This window comes from Streptomyces sp. ATCC 21386 (genome assembly GCF_018728545.1).
GTDB lineage: Bacteria > Actinomycetota > Actinomycetes > Streptomycetales > Streptomycetaceae > Streptomyces.
This window is the reverse complement of the sequence record NZ_JAAVVL010000001.1, coordinates 4,719,805-4,741,211: the sequence shown is the minus strand read 5'-3', so window position 1 is coordinate 4,741,211 and position 21,407 is coordinate 4,719,805. Positions and strand designations below refer to the sequence as shown.

Genomic DNA, 21,407 nt, shown 5'->3' with positions numbered 1-21,407 from the left:
CCGTGGCGCCACGGTCGGCGCCGATCCCAGCGTGCCCACGACCGGAGCCGCCCGGCCTCACCCCGGGCGGGTGAGACCGGCCTCCTCCGGGGCGGGGTCCGCGGCGGCGGCGACCACCGACACCAGCGCCAGTACGGCCACGACCAGGACGGCGACCAAAACGACCGCGCCGACCGTGGGACGGTTCCAGAGCAGCAGGGCCAGCGCGCCCGCCCCGAGGACCACACCGGTGGTCCAGCGGGGGTGGGCCGCCAGGCCACGCCCGGCGCGCCCGGTGCTCAGTCCCGCGCTCCGCAGCGACCGCCCGGCCGCCGTCGTTCCGTGCCGGGACAGGGCCCGCACCCTGCGGGCGAGCCGCCCCGGACCGTACAGATAGGCGGCGAGGGCCGTGGCCAGGAAGAGGACGAGCAGGGTGCGCGTACTGTCGCGCAGGAAGCGCAGGAAGGTGTCGAAGACGGCCTCGGCGGCGTCGGGTGGCAGGGTCGCCGCGGGTACGGCGTCCAGGTAGACACGGCGGACGACGGCCAGCGCGACGAGCAGGACCCCCATCATCAGGCTGAGGCCGAGGGACGTGATCAGCAGCATCACCCGGTGGCCGGGGGCGGTCCACACCGCCAGGGCGGCGAGGGCGATCGTGATCACGGGCAGCCAGGTGCCGAGGATGTTCAGCAGCCGCATGGCGTCCTGTGCCTTGCCCAGTTCGTCGGTGTGGAACAGGGTGATCGTCCGGTCGCTGTCGGGGATGGCGGCGGCCTTGTCGAAGCCCGCGTCCACGAGGCGCTCCCGCACCTGGTCGACGACGGCGCCCACGTCGAGCTGGATCGTGTCGCCGGTGGCGCGCAGCGCGCCCTCCCGCTCGCCGGTGAGCATGTGCACCACGGCCGCGTGCGCCCGCCGGTTCGAGCCCTCCCAGACCTGCTGGAACAGCTCGCTGGTGATGACGCGGGTGACGTTGCGGTCCACGACGGTCCTGACCACGGAGCGCAACGGGCCGTCGAGGGCTGCGGCGCCGGCCACGACCTGCGGCGGCGCGCCGTTCTCGGCGAGCACCTTGGTGAGGGCGTCCGTCACCGCCTTGACGTCCACGTTCTTGACGACCTCGTCGGTGAGCCGCTCGATCACGACGTTCTGGATCGCCGGGTCGGACGCCAGCGGAGCGACCGTCTCGACGTACCGGTCGGTGTCGGCGACGGTGTCCTCCACCCACGCCGCGACGACGGCGAGCGGCGCGAGCAGCAGGGTCACCACGAGCAGGACAGCGGCCCCGGCCTTGCGCAGCCGTCGGTGCCGCACACCGGCGTGCCGGCGCAGCCGCTCGTACTCGGCCCGTTCCTCGGCACTGATCACATGCACACCGCCCGCGGCCGCCGAGCCGCCCCCGCCCGGTTCGGGCTCGTCGGGCTCGCCGCCTGGTCCGGTCGCTCCGCCCGGCTCGGTCCCACCCGGGCCGGCCACGCCGGGGGTGGGTACGTCATCCGGCCCGGACCGGCCGTCCGGCCCGGGCTCACCGGCCCGACCGGGCTGCCCGCCCCTGGCGGCGGCCCCGCCACCTGAGCCGGTGCTGTCGGCAGGGCCGGTGTCGCCGGTCGGACCGGTGCTGTCGTTCGGGCCGGTTCTGCCGGCCGGCGGGTCCGAGTTGGGTGGTACGGGGTCGTTGCCCGGGAACATGGCTTCTCCTCGGGGTGTGCGGGAGGCTCAGACGGTGCCCGTGGTCGGGTGGGCGTGGGAGCCCGTGAGGCCTGCCCGGCGGAGAGCGGCCCGCCAGGCGAGGGCGACCGTCGCCTCGGCCAGGCCGAGCAGGACGAGCCACAGGCCGAGCAGACGGGTCAGTGCCGTGGCCGACTCGGTCGGCAGCGCCAGCACCACGATCCCCGCGACGATGCCGAGCGCCGCCACGGCGAGCACGAAGCCCCGGTGGGGCAGGTTCTTGGCGGCGAGGGCGGAGTAGAGCGTGAGGATGCCGGTCGCCAGCCAGACGATCCCCACGATCAGTGAGAGCGCGGTGATGGTCTGCAGCGGGTTCCGCAGGCACAGGACACCGGCCAGGACGTACAGCAGCGCGAGGAGGAGCCCCGGCAGCCGCTCGCCCGCCTCTTCCCGGGCGAAGACGTCGACGAACCGGAACACCCCGATCGCGAGCAGGTAGAGCCCGAGCAGAACCGCGATGACGTGCAGGGTCCCGTCCGGCCAGACGAGGAGGATGACGCCCGGCACGAGCGTGGCCAGCGCCGAGCCGAGGATCCACTTCCAGGACCGGCCGATCCTCCCCAGCGCCTCCGCCGGATCGCCCAGCACCGCGGAGGCGTCCCCGCCCGGCACGCGGCCTGCCTCCCCGGGCCCACGGTCCACCGGACCGGGCGCATCGCCCGCACCACCGGGCACACCGCCCCCCGCACCAGGGCCGGCGCCGGCCCCGGCCCCACCAGGCCTGTAGTCGTCCGCCCCGGTACGCGGTGCCGGGCCAGGGGACTCGGTCATGGCTCCTCCTCGCGTCCTCGCGTCGCGTCCACGCGTCGCGTCCTCGCGGCCGAGCGGGCCGCCGGCGCACCGTCGGCGCACGGCGGTGCGGTGACCTCACCGGGCCAGCGTCCCGCCCCCGCGCCGCCGGTCGGATCACCCCCGGCGGGTGATCCCCGGGCACCGCACGGCCGAGGAGGGTGGACGGAACGCCGAGCCGGCGGTTCAGGAGGTGTGTGTCATGACCAGTACGGGCGCATCCACGACGTCACCGACCGTGGCCGAGAGGGCCGCGCACGGCCGGGAGGCACGCAAGCGCGCCTCCCGGTCCTGCCACGGCTGGTTCGAGTCGGACGCGGACGCCGACCGGACCGACCCCATCGAGGTGATCGAGCGTCAGTCGGCCACCCGGGTGCCGGAGTTGGTACCCATCCGCTACGGCCGCATGCTCGAATCCCCGTTCCGCTTCTACCGGGGCGCGGCAGCCGTCATGGCGTCGGACCTCGGCCCCCTCCCCAACACCGGCCTGACCGTGCAGCTCTGCGGTGACGCCCATCTGCTCAACTTCCGGCTGCTGGCCTCGCCAGAACGCCACCTGGTCTTCGACATCAACGACTTCGACGAGACCCTGCCCGGCCCGTTCGAATGGGACGTGAAACGGCTGGCGGCCAGCTTCGTGATCGCGGGCAGGGCCAACGGCTTCTCGACCGAGGAGCAGGACGGTGCGGCACGGACGTGTGTGAAGACGTACCGGCGCCGCATGCGCGAGTTCGCCGGAATGCCCACCCTGGACATCTGGTACGCCCAGGACGACGCCGACCGGCTGCGGGAGCTGCTGGCGTCGTCGATGGACGAGAAGAGCCGACGTCGTACGGCCGAGGCGACCGCGAAGGCCCGTACGCGCACCCACCTCCAGGCCTTCGAGAAGCTGACCCGGGTCACCGCCGAGGGCCGGCTGATCGCCCCCGACCCTCCACTGATCACCCCGCTCCGGGACCTGCTGGCGGACTCGGCCGTGGAGGGCCAGGAGAAGGAGCTCGGGAAGGTGCTGGACCAGTACGCACGGACCCTGTCGTCGGAGCGCCGGCATCTGTTGCGCCGCTACCACGTGGTCGACATGGCCCGGAAGGTGGTGGGTGTCGGCAGCGTCGGCACGCGCTGCTGGATCGTCCTGCTGCTCGGCCGTGACGACACCGACCCGCTGCTGCTCCAGGCCAAGGAGGCGCAGGAGTCCGTGCTCTCCGCCCAGCTCGGCGGCGACAGCTTCGACAACCAGGGCCGCCGGGTGGTGTCGGGGCAGCGACTGATGCAGACGACCAGCGACATCTTCCTCGGCTGGACCCATGTCCTCGGCCTCGACGGGCGTGAACGGGACTTCTACGTACGGCAGTTGCGCGACTGGAAGGGCATCGCGCGCCCGGAGACCTGGGACCCGGGACTGCTGCGGCTCTTCGCCCGGGTGTGCGGCGCCAGCCTGGCGCGGGCCCATGCCCGCTCCGGCGACCCCGTCGCCATCGCCGCCTACCTGGGCGGCAGCGACCGCTTCGACCGGGCGCTCGCCGAGTTCGCGCAGTCCTACGCCGACCGCAACGACCGGGACTTCGAGGCGCTGGGCGTGGCCGCGCACACGGGCCGGGTCCGTGCGGAGAGCCTCTGACGCACCCCCGGCCCACCCCTCATCTCACCCCCGGCGCTCCGGCAGCCGGGGGTGCTCCGGTTCCGCAGAGGGTGTGCCCCCGGTTCCGCAGCCGTGGATTCCCCGGTTCCCTCCGGGTTCACTCCGGCAGCTGGCGCATCTCCAGGACGCGCAGCCCCAGGGACTGGCAACGGGCCAGCAGCCCGTACAGATGCGCCTCGTCCACGACGTGACCGAACAGAACGGTGTGGCCGGACATCACCACATGGTCCAGCTCGGGGAAGGCACCGGTCAGCGCCTTCGACAGCTTTCCGTCGACGCGGATCTCATAGCGCATGAGCGGTGTACCCCCATTCGTCGTCTCTTCGATCGTCGGTCCTGCGGCACCGGCCCGGCCTCACCCCGAGGAGGTGAGTCGACGGGTCAGCGAGTCAGTGGGTAAAGGAGTCAATGGGTCAGGGAGTCGATGGATCAGGGAGTCAATGGGTCAGGTAGAGCTTGAACGCGATGATCAGAAGGCCGAGCAGCAAATTCACCGAAGCCGTGACGGCGACCAGGCCCCACGGGGCGTGGACGCGGCGGGCCGCCGCCACCGACCACCCCACCTGTCCGACCACGGCCACCGCGAGCGCCAGCCAGAGAGCGCCCGGCACATCGAGTCCGAGGAGGGGGCTGACCGCGACGGCGGCGGCCGGCGGGACCGCGGCCTTGACGATCGGCCACTCGTCGCGACACACCTCCAGCACGATCCGGCGGTCCGGGTGCCGTTGCGCGAGCCGCGCCCCGAACAGTTGGGCGTGCACATGCGCGATCCAGAACGCCAGGCCGGTGAGCAGCAGCAGAAGGACGAGTTCGAGGCGGGGGTAGTCCCCCAGGGTCCCGGCGCCGATGATCACGGAGGAGGCGAGCATCGATCCGTAGACGCCGCCGGTGTAGTCGGCCCGGGCCCGTCGCTCCGCGTGGCGCTCGTCCCGGGTCGCGGCCTGCCTGCTCGTGGACATCCTCTTTGCCTCCTCTCGACCACCGGCCGCGCCGACCGCTCGGGCCGACACGACCGACACGACCGACGCGACCGACACGGCCGACTCGACCGACGGATTCCCGTACGGCCGCCTGAACCACGGCCGATCCGGTGGTCGTCGCCGGTCCCGGCGCCGGTCCGGGACCGCCCCGGTCACTGTCTCCGGTGGCGGTTGCACACCCTGTTGCCGTTTCGACCGTCTCGTCGCTCTCCCCCGGCCCCGGTTCCAGTGCCGGCCCTGGTCCCCTGCCCCAGGCGCTCAGCTCTTGCTCCCCCTCGTCTCCGCCTCACCGTTCCGAGCGGCGCGGGGCTGACCGGGCGCCGGTTCCGGGTGATACCGAAGGGGCGGAGGCCGGTGACGTCGGACGTTCGGCGCCCGGCGGTGTCGGACGGTCGGTTCCGGGTGGCGCCTGGCCGTCCGACCGCCCGCCCGGCAGGCGTGGGGTGACCAGGAACGCGGCGAGGGTGATGCCGCCGGTGGCGAGGATCGCCGCCTTCAGGCCGTCCAGCTGGGCCGAGGCGTAGGAGTCGGTGAGCGCATCGACCTCGGACGGTGGCAGCCCGGCACGCTCGGCGGCCGTACGCACCTGATCGGTGGGGACGAAGCTGATCCCGGCCTGGAGCGCGACACTCGTCCGCTGCTTGGCCTCCTGCGACAGCGCCGGGTCGTCCTCGACCTGGGAGGTGAAGGCATGGGCCAGGGCGCCGATGAGCAGCGATCCGATGAGCGCGGTTCCGAGGGCGGACCCCAGGTTCTGGGCCGTGAACTGCAGGCCGCCGACCTCGCTGCGTTCCTCCTCGGCCGCGCTGGACTGCACCACGTTGCCCAGCTGCGAGGCGAGCAGCCCCATGCCGACGCCGAGCAGTGCCATGGCGAGCGCGAACTGGGTGTCGTCGATGACGGGGTCGATGGTGGACAGCAGCCACACGATGGCCACGGTCAGGGTCGCCAGCGCCAGCCGTACCACTCGTCGGGGTCCGGCCCGCCGGCCCAGCCGGGAGGCCACCAGGGAGGCGGCGAGCATGGTGACGGACACGGGGAGCAGCCGGAGTCCGGTCTGGAAGGCGTCGAAGCCCTGCACGACCTGGAGGTAGAGCGGGATGGTGAAGAACAGCCCGAGCAGGATCAGGTTCTGGCTGAGCAGGGCCAGCAGACCGGAGCGCAGCGGGGGCCGGTGCAGGAGGGGCAGGTGGACCAGGGGTTCGGTGCCACGGGCCGTGCGTCGGTGCTCCCAGCGGGCGAAGGCGGCCAGGACCAGCACCCCCGCGCCGACGACGAAGAGCGTCGGGGCGAAGCCCATGACGGTGAACGGCGGGTTGCGGGGCTGCACCCACCCCCAGGTGCTGCTCTGCAGCACGCCGAGCACGCCGAGACCCAGGCCCGCCGCCGACAGCGCGGCGCCGACCCCGTCCATCGAGGGCCGGGGCCCGGTACGGGGTGCTTCGGTGATCGCCCGGCGGAAGCACAGGACGGCCAGGACGACCACGACCTCGCCGGCGAAGACCAGCCGCCAGGTGAGGTACGTCGTGACCCAGCCGCCGAGCAGCGGGCCGACGGCGATCCCGGCCCCGGCCAGCCCGCCGATGACGCCGTAGGCGACGGCCCGGTCCCGGCCCCGGTAGGACTCGGCGACGAGGGCGGCCATGGCCGGCAGCACCATCGCGGCGCCCAGGCCCTCGATGACCGACCAGCCGAGGGCGAGGACCCACAGGGTGGGCGCGACGGCGGTCAGGGCCGAGCCGGTGCCGTAGACCACCAGGCCGAGGAAGAAGAGCCGGCGGCGGCCGAGGATGTCACCGAACCTGCCTCCGATGAGCATGAAGGCGGCCATGACCAGGGCGTACAGCGTGATGACGGCCTGGATGGCGGTGACCTCGGTGTCGAAGTCCTCGACCAGCTGACTGATCGAGACGTTCATGACGGACGTGTCCAGCACCATCAGGAACTGCGCCGTCCCGAGGACGATCAGAGCCCGCCACTGCTTCACGGTGTTCCTCCTCGCCGAGTAGCCACGGGACGCCACCGCCGCCACCCGGACGACGACCGTCCCACCGTCCCCATCGCAGCTCAGAAGCCGTGCCACCGCCTCACCCGCCACGGGCGAAGCAGCCATCGCACGGCCGACGCCCACGATCCGCCGGAGCTGCGGGTAACGCCTGGGCCAGGCCATGGACACGGTCCGTCGCAGCGCCCGTACCCGACCCGAGCCCCGCACCGGCCCGCCCCCGCACCGGCCCGCCGCCCCCGAGGTCACCCGGAGCGTCACCCCGACAGGCGCATGCCCCCGGGGAACCCACAGGGAGGCGCCTTCCGGTGAGCCGACGTGTCGCCGTCGCCGGCACAGGGGAGATGACACCCGAGCAGGACCCGGTGCGGCTCCTCGGGGATCGAGACGCAATCCGTTCCGTCCAGCAGTTCGCTCATTCCGGTCGGTACAACGTCCCCAGCTCGGCAAGATCGATCAGACCTGCGGCAACACCTGAAAGGATGGGCCCGATGCCTGTACGTCGGCTCAATCACGCTGTCCTGTTCGTCCGTGACATCGAATGTTCTGTCGCCTTCTACAGCCAGGTCTTCGACTTCTCCGTCGAGCACGAGATACCCGGGAGGGCCGCCTTCCTCAGGGCCCGGGGCAGCGACAACGACCACGACCTCGGTCTCTTCGCCCTGGGACCCGACGCGCCCGGCCCCCGGCGCGACCGCGTCGGACTGCACCATCTCGCCTGGGAGGTCGGCACACTTGGCGAACTCGCCGAGACGGCGGAGCTGCTCGAGGCGCGCCAGGCTCTGACCGGGAGCACCGACTTCCTGACGGCCAAGTCCCTGCACGGCGTGGACCCGGACGGCAACGAGTTCGAGGTGCTGTGGCGCACCCCACGCGCCGACTGGCCGGCCTCGGACGACAACCAGAAACCGCTCCCGCTGGACCTCCGTTCGGCGATCGACCGATGGGGCCCCGATCTCAGAACGGGAGCGGCCGCCGGGGCGGTCACGTGACAGCGCATCGGACCGGGCGGCGCGAGACCGGTCGGCGGGCAGGGCGCCGTGACACGCAGCCGTTCACGGTCAGCAGCGCGTCCAGCCTGTCCCGCAGGGGGCAGTGCCCGGATCACTCCCTCGGCGACCGGTCGGCGGTCCGCGGGACCCGCTGCTATACGACTGTGGCCGCCGGCGTCGGCCATGCCCCCCGGTCCACCAGGTCGAGGACGAGTGCCGCGATGTTCCACGCGTCGTCCTCGCCGCGGTGATGGCGTCCTTCGAGGGGCAGCCCGGCGATCCGCAGGGCGTGGCTCATGCCGGGCTTCTTGCGCAGCCCGTACGCCGTGGCGAACACGGCCTTGGCATTGGTGTGCGTGCGCTCCGTCGGATAGCCGAAGGGGTAGGCCACCCCGTCGGCCTGGCTCTGCCGGGCGAACTGCAGCCGGTCGTACTCGCCCCAGCTCGCCCAGGGGCGCTCGGCCGCCTGGTGCTCTGCGACGAGGATCCGGCATGCCTCGGCGAAGGAGACACCCCGGTCCACCTCGGCCTGTGTCAGACCGGTCAGTTCCGTGCAGAAGTCACTGACGGCCGACCGGGCGGGGCGGACCAGGATCCGGTGGCGGGACACACGGCTCCGCGCCGACACGTCCACGACGGTCAGACCGATCTCGATGATCTCGTGCACGGAGCCGGGCGGCGGTTGCCCGTCCCAGCAGGTGGCTTCGACATCGATGACGTTCAGCAGGGCGGGATCGTGAGGCATGGGGAGCAGGTTAGGGACGCGCCCCGGGTCCGGCACCTGGATTTCTCGGCCGAAGGGGCGGGTCAGTGCGGGTCCGCCATGCCGGTGGCGAACGTCGTGCCGTCCGTCGGGTCGATCAGGAGGAGCCGGTGCGGCGGGAGCCGGCGCAGGAGTCGAGAGCGACCGGTTCGGCGGTACGGATCCCCGCTGGCTGATCTCGCAGCGGGTCCGCGCGAGCCTTCCGCTGCTGGAGACCTCACAGGCCTCCGTGGAGGAGGTCTCGGCCGCCGTCGGCTTCGAGTCGCCCGTGACCTACCGGCACCACTTCACCAAGATCATGCGCATCTCGCCGTCGGCCTACCGCAGGGGCTTCCGCACGGTCCAGGTGGCCAGGGAGGGGCTGGGCCCGATGCGCGCCGTACGGTAGCGCCATGAGCGATCACTCGGAATCCGCTGTCGCGCCCGTCGAGGCCTACGAACCCCCTTACTACGTGGCTGTGTTCACCTCCGTGCGAACCGAGGATCAGGACGGCCGCGAGGCGTTCACGCGGGCGGAGGCCCCGCGGGACCCGGTGGCGGGCTGACCGGCGGACCGGGGCGGGCGGCGGCGTCGAGCACCGCCGCGAGGTCGTCGGCCGACTCGGGCGTGAGCCGGTAGAACCCCTGGAGGCTGACCGCGCGCTGCAGTCGTCCGTCCACCACGTACTTCGGGCCCCTGGTCTGTCCTCGGCGGTTGCGCCAGGTCAGGCGTCCGAGGAGGTCGCCGGGTATCGGGATGTCGAAGCGCACCGGTGTGGCGTCCACGTGCACGGCCTCGGCCCCGCAGCCGCCCGCGCCGAGCGCCGACCACGCGTGGTGTCCGGGGAACCCCGGGTCGCTCCAGGTCGCCGGAGCGGCGCCGCAGCAGTCCCGCCGCTCCCTGTCGACCACGCGCATCCGGCTCACCACCAGCACCTCGCCCCGGTTCACGTGCAGCGCGTACACCTCGTCGTCGGGGCGGGCGCCCGACCAGGCGGGGAGCGAGGAATGGACACCGCTGAAGGCGACGGGCGGGCACTCACCCTCGCGCCCCGCCGTGCGCAGGGCACGGCACGTGTCGTGGGTCCACAGGACCGTGAAGGCATCGGACATGCCGAGATCCTACGAACGGGCGCTGACAACGCAGGTCAGCCTTCGGCAGCCTCGCGGGCGATCTGCTCGAACTGGGCGCCCATCGCCTCGGACAGGGCCTGGGCGGCGGAGAGCGGGCGGACCATCACCGTGAACTCGTCGATCTTCCCGTCGTCGTCGAAGTGCAGGAAGTCGCAGCCCTGGAGCCGCTTGCCGGCGACGGTCGCGGTGAAGACGAAGGCGTGGTCGCGCCCGTCGGGGTTGGCGATCTCGCGGACGTAGGTGAAGTCCTCGAAGACCCGGGAAACACCCCGCAGGATCGCGGCGGTGATCGCCTTGCCCGGGTACGGCTTGAACGCGACCGGGCTGGTGAAGACGACGTCGTCGGCCAGCAGTGCGGCGACGGCCTCCATGTCCCCGCTCTCCACGGCCTTACGGAAGGCGTGCATGAACCCACCTTTCACACGAATTGATATTCAAGAAGTTGAGTATGTGATGGGGAGACTAGAGGGGCGTGGCACGCTTGTCCACAGGCGAAAGACGGGGAACGGTCACTTTCTTGACTGATCACAGTGCTGATCACGGCGCTGCTAGCGTGTGCTCATGGCTTTGCGGAACGCGGTGATGGCCGCGCTGCTGGAGGGCGAGGCGTCCGGATACGACCTCGCGAAGGCGTTCGACGCGACGGTCGCCAACTTCTGGATGTCGACTCCCCAGCAGCTCTACCGGGAGCTGGAACGCATGGAGGCCGAAGGGCTGGTCACGGCCCGCGTCGTCGAACAGCAACGCCGCCCCAACAAGCGTCTGTTCTCGCTGACCCGGGCCGGGCGCGAGGCCGTGCGCGCCTACACCGCCGAGCCGCCCGGGAAGCCGGGTGTGATCCGGGACGAGCTGATGGTCAAGGTGCAGTGCGTGGACGTCGGCGACAACGAGGCGGTGCGGGCCGCCATCACCCAGCGCATGGAGTGGGCCACCACCAAGCTCGCCCACTACGAGAGGCTGCGCCAACGCCTCCTCGACGGGCGCTCGGAGGAGGCCTACTTCACCGAGGCCGAACGTGTCGGCCCGTACCTCACGCTGCTGCGCGGGATGTCCCTGGAGCGGGAGAACCTGCAGTGGGGGGACATGGCCCTGCGCAGACTCGACCAGCGCGCGGCCGCGCCGCGTCCCCGCACGGAAGGACCCTAGGCCCTGTCGGGCAGGTTCTGGCGGGAGTCCCGGCCTGACGCCTGGTGAGGGGGCGCGGCCAGGGGCGTGAGGGTGGGTCTCTTGGCCTGACGGCCGTCGCCCGAGGACCGGCCGCGCAGACGGCGGCCGATCCAGGGGCCGAGGAAGGTGGCGATCCAGCGCGCCTCGGCTCCCACCGCCCGCCAGGCGGCGACGGGAGCCCCCGCGGCCGGCAGGGGGAGGGTCCAGGTGTCGTCGCTGCCCGGCAGGTCGAGCGCCTCGGCCATGGCGGCCGCGATGCGCTCGTGCCCCAACGGGCCCGCGTGCAGCCGGTCGGCGCTCCACAGTCGTGGGTCGGCGGCCGCGGCGTGCACCGCCGTCTCCGCGACCACCACGCCGTGACGGCCGGCGGCCTCCCGAACGCGGTCGTTGAGGGCGAGCACCCGGCGGCCGATCGGGCGGGCCAGCGGGGAGATGCGTCCCACGTCGGGGAAGGTGAGGGTCGCGACCGTGGCGCCCTGGGCGGTGAGGGCGGCGAACATCGCCTCCAGATGGCCCGCCACCTCGTCGAGGTCGACGCGCGGGCGCAGCACGTCGTTGACCCCGGCGACCACGGTGGCGAGGTCGGGCCGCATCGCGAGCGCCGGGGCGAGTTGCTCGGCGCGCACCTCGCCGGCCTTGCGTCCGCGGACCGCGAGGTTGGCGTACCTCAGGCCGGGGTGGTGACCGTCGATCCGCTCGGCGAGCCGGTCCGCCCAGCCCCGCGGACCACGGTCGTCGTCACCGTCCCCGAGCCCCTCGGTCTGACTGTCGCCCAGGGCGACATAGCGCAGATACGCACCGCTCGGCACGGACCGACCGCCTCTCGTCGACGCCGTCGACACCAGCGACGGCCCCTCGTCATAGTCAACGATGAACCTAGGTGCATCGTTGACTATGACGATAGCAGCAGGCTCACACCCGCGCGGGGGGCGCGGGACTGGAGCGGTCCGAGGGGCGGCGCGGGTCTCAGAGGAGACGCAGCTCGCGGGCACGGCGTACGGCGTCGTTGCGGCGGTTGACCGCGAGCTTGCGGAAGACGCTCTTGAGGTGCGTCTTGACGGTGTTGACCGACAGGCACAGATCGGCGGCGATCTCCTCGGTGGACATCATCCGGTCCAGCCCCCGCAGCACATCGCGTTCGCGGCCGCTCAGCTCCTCCACGACCGGCGGCCGTTCCTCCGGTGCGGGCGGCCCCGTGGGCGTGGACCGTCCGGCGGGCTCGGGGGTGAGCCAGCCGGCCGCGAGAGACCGCAGCGGGGCGGTGTCGAGCAACGGCCGGAGCCAGCCGCCGGCCTCGGCGAAGGGTCGGCGCAGCCGCTCGCGCCGGGCCTCCTGGAGCGCCTGGGCGACGAGTCGGCGCACGGCGGCCTGGTCGCCCAGGGCGTGCGCGGCCTCGGCACGGACCAGCAGGGCCCGTACGGTCACCGCCGGGCCGGTGGGGTTCTCGGGGCGCAGCCCGTCCAGCAGTTCGATCGCCGCGAGGGGCGTGCCCGCGGCCAGGCGGGCACGGGCCTCGCCCACCGCGCACACCGGCTGGTGGCCGGGTACGGCGTGCAGCAGTTCGGCGGCCGCCTCGGGCCGGCCTCGGGCGAGGTGGGCGGCGGAGGCGACCAGGGCCGTGTTGCCCTCCGCCCAGGGGGAGGCGACATCGGCGGCCACGGCCGGTTCGGCCGCCGCCAGGGCGGCCCTGGTGTCGCCGCGGGCCAGCAGCAGACGGGCGCTGGCGAGGGCCCGGCCCGCCTCGGACACCGGGTCCCGCATCGCGGGCGGGGAGTCGGCCGCCGCGTCGAGATGGGCGCGGGCCAGCCGCAGTTCGCTCCGGTCGACGGCCACGGCCGCGAGGACGAGCCGTGCGACGCCGGACCCGGACGGCTGCGGCAGGCTGTACCGCTCGGAGACGGTCAGTGCCGCCATGGCCTTGCGTTCCGCCCTGCCGAGCCAGCCGTTCAGATAGTCGATGAGGGCCAGTCGGCCGAGGGAGTCCTCGCGCGGGAGCGCGGTGGACACGCTGTCGGAGCCTTCGGCGACCAGCGACAGGGCGGCGCGCGCCTCCTCGAAGCGCCCGGCCCACAGCCGTGTGGAGCCCAGATGGGCAAGGAGCAGGGCGGTGAGTTCGGGGTGCCGGTCCAGGAGGTGGGCGGGGACCTGGTCGCGCAGCCGCTCGGCGGTCCCGGCGGCCTGTTCCGCCCTGCCCGGTGAGCCGGTCAGGCGGGCGGCCAGCGCCTCCAGCAGCAGGCAGCTCAGGCGGGCCGCCGCCGGGCCCGGTTCGTCCTTGGCCCGTGCCCGGTCCTCCTCCCCCGCGAGGCTCCGTTCCGCGTGCCGCAGATGGGTCAGGCCCCGGTCGAGCTCGCACCGGGAGAGCTCACGAGCCGCCCGTACGAGGTCCGCCGCGGGGCTCGTGGCCTCGGGGTCCATGTGGGAGAACAGGTCGGTGAGGTCGTCGGAGCGCAGGCCGGTGAAGAGCTGGCCGATGGCGAGGTCGCCGACGAGGGCTCCGGCGGTGAACTCCCAGTCGCCCGCGGCGGCGCCGTGCCCGAGCGCCTCCGCGAGCATGTCCGAGCGGAGCAGCCACTGGGCGGCCCGGCGGTGGAGCACGGGTTCCAGGCCGGGGCGGCGCATCCGCAGATGGGCGCGGAGGATCTCCCCGAAGAGGGGGTGCAGGCGGTACCAGGCGTGCCCGAGGTCCTCGACGAACGCGTTGCCTCGGTGCAGCCCGGCGAGGATGCCCTCGGCGTCGGCGCGTTCGGTGAGCGCGTCGGCCAGCTCGGGGCGGAACCGGTCCAGGACGCTGACCCGCAGGAGGAGGTCCTGGGTCTCGGGGGTCTGCCGTTCGAGCACTTCCGCGAGCAGGAAGTCGGCGACGGCCGAGCGTTCCGCCTCGAACCGCTTCAGATACGTCTGCGGGTCCGGGCTCTCGCTCGCGGCCAGCGCGCACAGCCGCAGACCGGCCGCCCACCCCTGAGTGCGCTCCACGAGCGCCTCCGCGACGGGTACCGGGAGCCGCAGGCCGTGCAGGTCCAGCAGGACGGCCGCCTCCTTGGGCGTGAAGGCGAGTTCGGCGTTCCTGATCTCCGTGATGTCGCCCGCCGTCCGGTGGCGGTGCAGCGGCAGCAGGGGTTCGGTGCGGGTGACGAGGATCAGGCGGAGACCGGACGCCGCGTGGTGCAGGACGAACTCCAGCTGGTCCGCGATCTCCGGGTCGGTCACCCGGTCGTACTCGTCGAGCACCACGATGACGGGCCGCTCCAGGGCGCCCAGCTCTGCGGCGAGCCGGGTCAGCAGGGTGCGGTCCACGCGGCCGGCGTCGGCAGGGCAGCCGATGTCGGCCGACAGGGGCACCCCGGCCGCGCGGAGCGCCTGCAGGACGTAGGCCCAGAACATGCCGGGGCCCTGGTCGCCGGCCTCGGTGGTGAACCAGGCGACCTGCCGGTCCCGCCGGGCCGCCCAGTCGGCGACCAGCAGGGTCTTGCCGGCGCCCGCGGCCCCGTTGACCACGGTCAGTGGTGTGCTCAGGGCCTGGTCGAGGTGGTCGTCCAGACGTGCGCGCCGCAGGAACGTGGCGGGCCGGGCCGGTACCGCGAAGCGGGTCGGCAGGAACGGGTCGCCCTGGGGATCGGCGCGGGATGCCGACCCCTGCCCCCTCTCCCCGGACCTCACCATGGCGTTCACCACCAGCAGCCGTCGGAACTCGGGCAGCGTTCCTCGTTCAGCATCCCAGCGTTCCCCCGTGTCCGCCCGTCGCACGGCCGCGGAGGGGCGCGCGGGGGCCGTGGTCCGGTGTCAGTGGGACTCGCGGCTCACCTCGGAGCCGCTGGAGCCGAGGAGGAAGTCGAGGTCGGCGCCGGTGTCGGCCTGGAGGACGTGGTCGACGTAGAGGCGTTCCCAGCCGCGGCGCGGTGCGGCGAACCCGTCGCGTGTGGCCCGGTCGGGCGTGCGGGCGGCCAGCTCGTCCGCGGGTACGTCGACGTCGATGCGGCGGGCCGCCACGTCCAGGACGACGACGTCACCGGTCCGGACGAGGGCGAGCGGGCCGCCGGCCGCGGCCTCCGGCGCCACGTGCAGGACGACCGTGCCGTACGCGGTGCCGCTCATCCGGCCGTCGCAGACGCGGACCATGTCACGGACGCCTCGTTCGAGGAGCTTCTTCGGCAGGGGCATGTTGGCGACCTCGGGCATGCCCGGGTAGCCCTTGGGGCCGCAGCCGCGCAGGACGAGGACGGAGTCGGCGTCGACGTCGAGGTCCGGGTCGTCGATACGGGCGCGGAAGTCCTCGATGGAGTCGAAGACGACGGCCCGGCCCCGGTGCCGGAGCAGGTGCGACGAGGCGGCGGCGGGTTTGATCAGCGCGCCGTCGGGGGCGAGGTTGCCGCGCAGGACGGCGATGCCGCCCTCGGCGACGAGCGGTTCGGCGCGGGAGCGGATGACCTCTGCGTCCCAGACCGGGGCGTCGTCGAGGAAGTCGACGAGCGGTCGGCCGGTGACGGTCAGCGCGTCGGGGTCGAGCAGATCGCGGACCTCCCGCAGGACGGCGAGCAGCCCTCCGGCACGGTGCAGGTCCTCCATCAGGAAGCGGCCCGCGGGCTGGAGGTCGACCAGGACCGGCACCCGGGAACCGACGCGGTCGAAGTCGTCCAGCGTCAGGTCGACGCCCGCACGGCCCGCGATCGCCAGGAGGTGGACGACGGCGTTGGTCGAACCGCCGATCGCCGCCAGCGCGACGATCGCGTTGTGGAAGGACGCCTCGGTCAGGAAGGTGCCCGGCCGCCGGTCGGCGCGCACCATGTCCACGGCCAGCCGGCCGGTGTGGTGCGCGGCCTCCAGCAGCCGGCTGTCGGCGGCGGGGGTTCCGGCCAGACCGGGCACCACCGTGCCCAGCGCCTCGGCGACCAGCGCCATCGTCGACGCGGTCCCCATCGTGTTGCAGTGGCCCCGGCTGCGGATCATCGCCGACTCGGAGCGGACGAACTGCTCCTGGGAGAGCGTGCCCGCACGCACCTCCTCCGAGAGTTGCCACACGCCGGTGCCGCAGCCCAGCAGGGCGCCGCGGAAGGTGCCGTTGAGCATGGGTCCGCCGGGGACCACCACCGCGGGCAGATCCACCGAGGCGGCGGCCATCAGCAGGGAGGGGATGGTCTTGTCGCAGCCGCCGAGGAGCACCACGCCGTCGACGGGGTTGGCCCGCAGCATCTCCTCCGTGGCCATCGCGGCCATGTTCCGCCACAGCATCGCGGTGGGCCGCACGTTCGTCTCGCCGAGCGACACCACCGGCAGGTCCAGCGGGATGCCGCCCGCCTCGTACACGCCGTTGCGCACCGAGGCGGCGACCTCGTCCAGGTGCGCGTTGCACGGGGTGAGGTCCGATGCGGTGTTGGCGATGGCGATCTGCGGCCGTCCGGTGAAGGCGTCGCCCGGCACGCCGCGTCGCATCCACGCCCGGTGGATGTAGGCGTTGCGGTCCTGTCCCCCGTACCACTGCGCGCTGCGGAGCGTCACCCGGACTCCCTTCCGACTGTCGGTACGGCGGTCTACAGTCTGGAACGCGATGAAGCATACGCAGGCGTACGGGAGCGCGACAGACCCCGCGGAGGACGGCCCGTCGGGTGCCGGGGGCGGCCGGCTCGTGGGGTCGGACCGGGTGCTGGCGGTCCTGAAGGAGCTGGCCAGGTATCCGGGCGGGGTGGGTCTGGAGGAACTGACCCGGGTGGTCGGCAGCCCCAAGCCGACGGTGCACCGGGCGCTGGTCGCGCTGCGCCGGGCCGGGCTCGCCGACCAGGACGCGCGGGGGCGGTACGGGCTCGGCGACGAGTTCCTGCGCATGGCCTTCGCACACCACGAGGCGCGGCCGGAGCACGTCCGCGTCCGCCCGGTGCTGGAAGCTCTGGCTCACCGTTTCGGAGAGACCACGCACTACGCGGTGCTCGACGGCCGGGAGGTCGTGTACCGGGCCAAGGTCGACCCGCCCGGCGGCGCGGTCCGGCTGACGTCGACGGTCGGCGGACGCAACCCGGCCCACACCACCGCCGTCGGGAAGCTGCTGCTCGCCGAGCGGCTGGGCACCCCGACGGAGGTGGACGCGTGGGTCGGCGGCTCACCCCTGGAGCGTCGAACGCCCCGGACGCTGTGCACGGCCGCGGCGCTGCACCGGGAGCTGGCGGCCACCCGCGCCCGGGGCCACGGCGTCGACGACCAGGAGACCGAGACCGGGGTCAACTGCGTGGCGCTGCCGGTGTTCCTGACCTCGCCGACCGTCCCGTCCGGGGCCGTGAGCGTCAGCGCGCTCACGTACCGGACGCCCCTGGCGGCCCTGGTCGGCGCGCTCGACGAGATCCGGGCGCTGCTCGGGCCCCTGGGCGAACCGCACCGATGAGGCCCCGCGCCGATGCGACCCCACGCCCCGCACCCCGTTGAGACCCCGCCGACGCCCGGCACCCCTTGAAGACCCCGGCCCCGCCCGGCCCCGACCGCACGGCATCCGACCAGCCTGGAGAAAGACCCATGGACCTCATGCGCGCGTTCGTCCTCACCGCCCCCGGCTCGTACGAGGTCCAGGAGCTCCCGGCGCCGGTGGCCGGACCCGGGGAGGTCGTCGTCGACGTGGAGCGGGTCGGGGTGTGCGGTACCGACATGGAGTTCTTCACCGGCACGATGGCCTACCTCCACCAGGGGCACGCGGCCTATCCGATGCGCATCGGCCACGAGTGGGCCGGGCGGGTGTCGGCGGCCGGGGACGGTGTCGACCCGGGCTGGGTCGGCCGGCGCGTCATGGGCGACACGATGCTGGGCTGCGGTGGCTGCCGCCGCTGCCTCCGGGGCGACCAGCACGTCTGTGAGCGGCGCCTGGAGGTCGGCATCCGCGGGGGCCTGGCGGGGGCTCTGGCGGAGCGGCTCGCCGTACCGGCCACGTCCCTGCACGGCCTGCCGGACTCCGTGGACGCGGTGCTCGGCGCGCTGGTGGAGCCCGGCGGCAACGCGCTGCGCGCGGCGGAGGCGGCCGCGACCCGGCCGGGGGACCGGGCCCTGGTCCTGGGCCCCGGGACGATCGGACTGCTGGTCGCGCTGTTCCTCCGGGCCGCGGGCGCGGAGGTCCACCTCATGGGCGAGAACACCCCCTCCCTCGCCTTCGCGCGCGGCCTGGGATTCGAGCACACCTGGACCGAGGACTCCCTCCCGGACCTCCCCTTCGACGCCGTCGTGGACGCCACGAACGCGGCCCGACTGCCGCACCGCGCGGTGGAGTTGGTGGAGCCGGGCGGCCGCGTGGTCTACATCGGGCTGGCCGCCGTGCCCAGCCGGATCGACACCCGCGCGCTCGTCCTCAAGGACGTCACGGCCGTCGGTGTCCTGTCCGCCTCCCCCGGACTCGACGCCGCCATCCGCGCGTACGCCACCGGCGTGGTCGACCCCCGGCCGCTGGTCGCCGCCACGGTGGCCCTCGACGATGTCGGCCCGGTGCTCGCCGGTGAGCGGCCGGCCGGGGCCGGAGCCGGGCCGAAGGTCCATGTCGACCCCCGGCTCCGGCCGCACCGGCGGGGCGGTCCCCGCCCGTGGGAGGACCCGGCTTAACGTACGGGGAGATCACGATCTGCCCGGGAGTTGGCATGGCCGGTATCCGCCGGAAGAGACCTGTCCAGGCCGTCGACGCCTTCGAGACCATCGAGCCGCCGCGCAACGCCGAACTGATCCTCGGCGTGCTGGCGGTCACCGCCGCGGTGGAGGCGCTCGGGGTGCTGTCCGGGTCCGAGGTGTGGCTGCTCGGTCTGCTGGTGTTCCTGCCGGGCACGGCGTCCGCGCTGTGCACGGTCCGTCAGACGGCGTTCGTCGCCGCGTGGACCACACTCGTGGTCACCACCACGGCGGTGGTCCGCAACGTCGACGCCGACCGCTGGCTCGACCGGCTCCTCCTCGTGCTGCTCACCCTCGCCCTGGGCGTGGCGTCGGTGTACGCCTGCCACCGGCGGATCCGGCGCGAGCACGAGGTGTTCCGGCTGCGTTCCACGGCCGCGGCCATGCAGCGCCACATCCTGCACCCTCTCCCGCTGCTCACCGACGACGTGCTGGTCAACGGCGTCTACGAACCCCTGCAGGAGGACCGGCTGGTCGGCGGGGACATCTACGACGTCGTCGACTCGCCCTGGGGAACCCGGGTGCTGATCGGAGACGTCCAGGGCAAGGGACTGGCCGCGGTGGGCGCCGCGTTCGCCGTCATCGGCACCTTCCGCGAGGCCGCCCATCGCGAGCCCACGCTCACCGCCCTCGTCGACGCCCTGGACGCGGCGGTCGTGCGGCACAACTCCTACGCCGAGCACACCGGTGACGACGAGCGCTTCGTCACCGCCCTCGTGATCGGCATCGACGCGCACGGCGACGAGGTGCAGGCCGTCAACTGCGGGCATGTCCCGCCGCATGTGCTGCACGAGGGCACGGTCACCACGGCCGCGCTGGACTCCGGGGTCCCGCTCGGCCTCGCCGAACTGGCCCTGGAGCCCACGATCGTGGGCTGGTTCGCGTTCCCGGCGGGTGCGACGCTGCTGCTGAGCACCGACGGCCTCACCGAGACCCGGGCCGCCGACGGCACGTTCTACCCCGTCGACGAACGCCTCGCCGAGCATCTCGACCTCTCCCCCACCGAGCTGCCCCGGGCCCTGTACGAGGACGCCCGCGCGTACGCGGGCGGCGGCGGCCGGCACGACGACGTGGCCGTCCTGACGGTCCGCCGGTCGCCACGCCACTGAACCGCACCGAACCGGGGCCGAAGCCGACGGCACACCCGACGTCGCCACTGCGGTCGGGGCGGAGGTCAGCCCGACGGCGCCGTCGGGTAGGTGACAGGCCCGGCGGGCGGACCGTTTTCTCCCGATCGTCCCAAACCGCTTGCCCGGCGCGGACGCCCTGCTCATCCTTGAGCGGTGACCGATGAGCAGGAGCGGGCCGCCCTCGGTGTGCCGACGGTGTTGGACAGGCTGGTGGACGAACTGGGCCGGGTCCGCGCGCTGGGGCTGCTGCGGCTGCACGAGGCGGAGTTGGACACGCTGCACGCCTGCGTCGCGGGCCGGACGCCCGGTGCGGAGACGGCGGAGACGGCATCCGCACCGGACGCCCGTGTGGAACCGGAGGCCGTAGAGCGTCTGCTGCACACCGTGGTCCTGGGTCTCGACGGGGCGCTGCTGCGCGACGCGGCCCTGCACTCGTTCGGTTTCGCCTCCGGCACCCGCGACCTGTCGGGCAAGGAACGCCGGGAGCGGGCGGCCCATGTCTACCGGGTCGGGGCGGAGCGGTTCCGCAAGCATCAGGAGAAGCTGATGCTCCAACAGGTCGCTCGGGCACTCCTGAACGGGGAGGGCCACGACGCCCCGGCCGTGCCGGGCGCCCGGGAGGGCCCCCGCGAGGGTGTCGGCGCGGCACCGCCGACGGATGCCGTTCTTCCCGTCCGGGCGGGACGCCACGTGGTGCGGACCGCCTTCTCCCACGGGGACGTCCTGCTCACCGTGCATGTGGCGCCCATCGAACTCCTCACCGGCGTGGACGTCCTGGTCTCCTCGGAGAACATCTACTTCGAGATGTCCAAGACGTTCCGTCGCACGGTCTCCGGCAGTCTGCGACGGGCCGGTGCCACCAAGGACTCCGTCGGCCGTATCACGGACGACGTGATAGCACGCCAACTCGGCGCCTGGGTACGCAAGTTCGGGGTACCCGGGCTGCCCGTGGCGGCGGGCACGGTGGCCGTCACCTCACCGGGAGCCCTCTCGGCGCAGGGGGTGCGCAGGATCCTCCACGCGGCGGTCGCCACGCCCTCGGCGACGGGCGACGGGTACGAGACCGCGCCCGACGCCGTCGCGACGGCCGTCCGGCGTGTGTTCCAGCTGGCGGCGGCGGAACGCCGTGCGGGCCGTGTCCCGCTGCGGTCCATCGCCCTGCCCCTGCTCGGGGCGGGCCGGGGCGGTCTCGACGCGCGGACCAGCGCCGAGACGGTCGTCGGAACGCTGGAGCAGGTACTGGGGGACGATCCCGACTGGTCGGTGCATCTGGTGACGCGCAATCCGGTCAGTGCCCGTGCGGTGTTCGACGTGCTGAGCGACAGGCGGCCCTGAATCCGACGTGCGTTTCGGCCGACACGAGGGAGCACGGTATTCGAATTCTCTCGCCCGGGAATCTCGAATACCGTGCTCTGTTCCTGCCGCATTCCCCCGACGTTCCCCCGTTTTTCCCCGTGTTCTCACTGCGGCCTTCCGACCAGAAGTATGCACGGGCGCCA

Annotated in this window: 19 protein-coding genes and 1 pseudogene; 9 read left to right on the top strand and 11 right to left on the bottom strand. The window is 73.3% G+C overall.

Translation table 11 applies throughout. The features are described from left to right. Nucleotides 1-57 precede the first annotated feature (57 nt). Nucleotides 58-1,668: a hypothetical protein gene (locus tag GWK25_RS20210; RefSeq protein ID WP_251828949.1), complete on the bottom strand. Its 1,611-nt coding sequence runs from the start codon at nt 1,666-1,668 to the stop codon at nt 58-60. Nucleotides 1,669-1,695: 27 nt separating this feature from the next. Beyond that, nucleotides 1,696-2,478, bottom strand: coding sequence for an HdeD family acid-resistance protein (locus GWK25_RS20205; protein WP_215451947.1), 783 nt, complete (start codon nt 2,476-2,478; stop codon nt 1,696-1,698). 220 nt (nt 2,479-2,698) lie between these two features. On the opposite strand from GWK25_RS20205, the gene GWK25_RS20200 reads away from it, so the two are divergent. Next, nucleotides 2,699-4,114: a DUF2252 domain-containing protein gene (locus tag GWK25_RS20200; RefSeq protein ID WP_215451946.1), complete on the top strand. Its 1,416-nt coding sequence runs from the start codon at nt 2,699-2,701 to the stop codon at nt 4,112-4,114. Nucleotides 4,115-4,232: 118 nt separating this feature from the next. Here the strand turns inward: GWK25_RS20200 and GWK25_RS20195 are convergent, their stop codons facing one another. From GWK25_RS20195 to GWK25_RS20185, 3 genes are all read right to left on the bottom strand, one after another. After that, nucleotides 4,233-4,430 (bottom strand): hypothetical protein, encoded by a 198-nt coding sequence (locus GWK25_RS20195; protein ID WP_045560456.1) that lies wholly within the window; start codon nt 4,428-4,430, stop codon nt 4,233-4,235. 142 nt (nt 4,431-4,572) lie between these two features. Further along, a complete protein-coding gene (locus GWK25_RS20190; protein WP_215451945.1) occupies nt 4,573-5,094 on the bottom strand; it encodes a hypothetical protein in 522 nt (173 codons plus the stop codon). Between the two features lie 307 nt (nt 5,095-5,401). Beyond that, the gene (locus GWK25_RS20185; protein ID WP_308404488.1) at nt 5,402-7,102 is read right to left on the bottom strand and encodes an MFS transporter; all 1,701 of its coding nucleotides are present in this window, start codon (nt 7,100-7,102) and stop codon (nt 5,402-5,404) included. Nucleotides 7,103-7,611: 509 nt separating this feature from the next. Here GWK25_RS20185 and GWK25_RS20180 point away from each other — a divergent pair. After that, a complete protein-coding gene (locus GWK25_RS20180) occupies nt 7,612-8,112 on the top strand; it encodes a VOC family protein (RefSeq protein ID WP_215451944.1) in 501 nt (166 codons plus the stop codon). A 154-nt stretch (nt 8,113-8,266) separates the two neighbouring features. Here GWK25_RS20180 and GWK25_RS20175 read toward each other — a convergent pair whose 3' ends face one another. Further along, a complete protein-coding gene (locus GWK25_RS20175) occupies nt 8,267-8,857 on the bottom strand; it encodes a 3'-5' exonuclease (protein WP_215451943.1) in 591 nt (196 codons plus the stop codon). Here GWK25_RS20175 and GWK25_RS43575 point away from each other — a divergent pair. Then, nucleotides 8,856-9,263 (top strand): helix-turn-helix domain-containing protein, encoded by a 408-nt coding sequence (locus tag GWK25_RS43575; protein ID WP_251828948.1) that lies wholly within the window; start codon nt 8,856-8,858, stop codon nt 9,261-9,263. The genes GWK25_RS20175 and GWK25_RS43575 overlap by 2 nt on opposite strands. 4 nt (nt 9,264-9,267) lie before the next feature. After that, nucleotides 9,268-9,369 (top strand): annotated as a pseudogene (locus tag GWK25_RS43570) (antibiotic biosynthesis monooxygenase); the annotation flags it as partial. A 10-nt stretch (nt 9,370-9,379) separates the two neighbouring features. Here GWK25_RS43570 and GWK25_RS20165 read toward each other — a convergent pair. After that, a complete protein-coding gene (locus tag GWK25_RS20165) occupies nt 9,380-9,967 on the bottom strand; it encodes a hypothetical protein (protein WP_215451942.1) in 588 nt (195 codons plus the stop codon). Between the two features lie 35 nt (nt 9,968-10,002). Next, the gene (locus tag GWK25_RS20160; protein ID WP_215451941.1) at nt 10,003-10,395 is read right to left on the bottom strand and encodes a nuclear transport factor 2 family protein; all 393 of its coding nucleotides are present in this window, start codon (nt 10,393-10,395) and stop codon (nt 10,003-10,005) included. 154 nt (nt 10,396-10,549) lie between these two features. Between GWK25_RS20160 and GWK25_RS20155 the strand changes: the two genes are divergently transcribed. After that, a complete protein-coding gene (locus GWK25_RS20155; protein WP_215451940.1) occupies nt 10,550-11,134 on the top strand; it encodes a PadR family transcriptional regulator in 585 nt (194 codons plus the stop codon). Here the strand turns inward: GWK25_RS20155 and GWK25_RS20150 are convergent. The 3 genes from GWK25_RS20150 to GWK25_RS20140 all read right to left on the bottom strand — a co-directional run bounded on the left by GWK25_RS20150 (nt 11,131) and on the right by GWK25_RS20140 (nt 16,648). Further along, entirely contained in the window at nt 11,131-11,964 is an 834-nt protein-coding gene (locus tag GWK25_RS20150) for an SGNH/GDSL hydrolase family protein (protein ID WP_215451939.1), read from the bottom strand. The two genes, GWK25_RS20155 and GWK25_RS20150, sit on opposite strands and share 4 nt — an antisense overlap. Nucleotides 11,965-12,121: 157 nt before the next feature. Further along, complete coding sequence (locus GWK25_RS20145) at nt 12,122-14,815, bottom strand: LuxR C-terminal-related transcriptional regulator (protein ID WP_215451938.1); 2,694 nt, start codon at nt 14,813-14,815, stop codon at nt 12,122-12,124. A 120-nt stretch (nt 14,816-14,935) separates the two neighbouring features. Then, a complete protein-coding gene (locus GWK25_RS20140; protein WP_215451937.1) occupies nt 14,936-16,648 on the bottom strand; it encodes an IlvD/Edd family dehydratase in 1,713 nt (570 codons plus the stop codon). A 49-nt stretch (nt 16,649-16,697) separates the two neighbouring features. Here GWK25_RS20140 and GWK25_RS20135 point away from each other — a divergent pair, with 49 nt between their 5' ends. From GWK25_RS20135 to GWK25_RS20120, 4 genes are all read left to right on the top strand, one after another. Beyond that, a complete protein-coding gene (locus GWK25_RS20135) occupies nt 16,698-17,522 on the top strand; it encodes an IclR family transcriptional regulator (RefSeq protein ID WP_215451936.1) in 825 nt (274 codons plus the stop codon). Between the two features lie 128 nt (nt 17,523-17,650). Continuing rightward, nucleotides 17,651-18,718 (top strand): zinc-binding dehydrogenase, encoded by a 1,068-nt coding sequence (locus GWK25_RS20130; protein ID WP_215451935.1) that lies wholly within the window; start codon nt 17,651-17,653, stop codon nt 18,716-18,718. 35 nt (nt 18,719-18,753) lie between these two features. Further along, nucleotides 18,754-19,887: a PP2C family protein-serine/threonine phosphatase gene (locus tag GWK25_RS20125; RefSeq protein WP_215451934.1), complete on the top strand. Its 1,134-nt coding sequence runs from the start codon at nt 18,754-18,756 to the stop codon at nt 19,885-19,887. Between the two features lie 174 nt (nt 19,888-20,061). Next, nucleotides 20,062-21,243: a macro domain-containing protein gene (locus GWK25_RS20120; protein ID WP_215451933.1), complete on the top strand. Its 1,182-nt coding sequence runs from the start codon at nt 20,062-20,064 to the stop codon at nt 21,241-21,243. Nucleotides 21,244-21,407: the final 164 nt, after the last annotated feature.

Excerpts from the sequence above, each read along its gene's own strand:
- GWK25_RS20165 (WP_215451942.1), bottom strand. The coding sequence starts at position 9,967 with ATGTCCGATGCCTTCACGGTCCTGTGGACCCACGACACGTGCCGTGCC.
- GWK25_RS20205 (WP_215451947.1), bottom strand. The coding sequence starts at position 2,478 with ATGACCGAGTCCCCTGGCCCGGCACCGCGTACCGGGGCGGACGACTAC.
- GWK25_RS20195 (WP_045560456.1), bottom strand. The coding sequence starts at position 4,430 with ATGCGCTATGAGATCCGCGTCGACGGAAAGCTGTCGAAGGCGCTGACC.
- GWK25_RS20200 (WP_215451946.1), top strand. The coding sequence starts at position 2,699 with ATGACCAGTACGGGCGCATCCACGACGTCACCGACCGTGGCCGAGAGG.
- GWK25_RS20175 (WP_215451943.1), bottom strand. The coding sequence starts at position 8,857 with ATGCCTCACGATCCCGCCCTGCTGAACGTCATCGATGTCGAAGCCACC.
- GWK25_RS20135 (WP_215451936.1), top strand. The coding sequence starts at position 16,698 with ATGAAGCATACGCAGGCGTACGGGAGCGCGACAGACCCCGCGGAGGAC.
- GWK25_RS20145 (WP_215451938.1), bottom strand. The coding sequence starts at position 14,815 with ATGGTGAGGTCCGGGGAGAGGGGGCAGGGGTCGGCATCCCGCGCCGAT.
- GWK25_RS20160 (WP_215451941.1), bottom strand. The coding sequence starts at position 10,395 with ATGCACGCCTTCCGTAAGGCCGTGGAGAGCGGGGACATGGAGGCCGTC.
- GWK25_RS20210 (WP_251828949.1), bottom strand. The coding sequence starts at position 1,668 with ATGTTCCCGGGCAACGACCCCGTACCACCCAACTCGGACCCGCCGGCC.
- GWK25_RS20190 (WP_215451945.1), bottom strand. The coding sequence starts at position 5,094 with ATGTCCACGAGCAGGCAGGCCGCGACCCGGGACGAGCGCCACGCGGAG.
- GWK25_RS20130 (WP_215451935.1), top strand. The coding sequence starts at position 17,651 with ATGGACCTCATGCGCGCGTTCGTCCTCACCGCCCCCGGCTCGTACGAG.
- GWK25_RS20125 (WP_215451934.1), top strand. The coding sequence starts at position 18,754 with ATGGCCGGTATCCGCCGGAAGAGACCTGTCCAGGCCGTCGACGCCTTC.
- GWK25_RS20155 (WP_215451940.1), top strand. The coding sequence starts at position 10,550 with ATGGCTTTGCGGAACGCGGTGATGGCCGCGCTGCTGGAGGGCGAGGCG.
- GWK25_RS43575 (WP_251828948.1), top strand. The coding sequence starts at position 8,856 with ATGGGGAGCAGGTTAGGGACGCGCCCCGGGTCCGGCACCTGGATTTCT.
- GWK25_RS20180 (WP_215451944.1), top strand. The coding sequence starts at position 7,612 with ATGCCTGTACGTCGGCTCAATCACGCTGTCCTGTTCGTCCGTGACATC.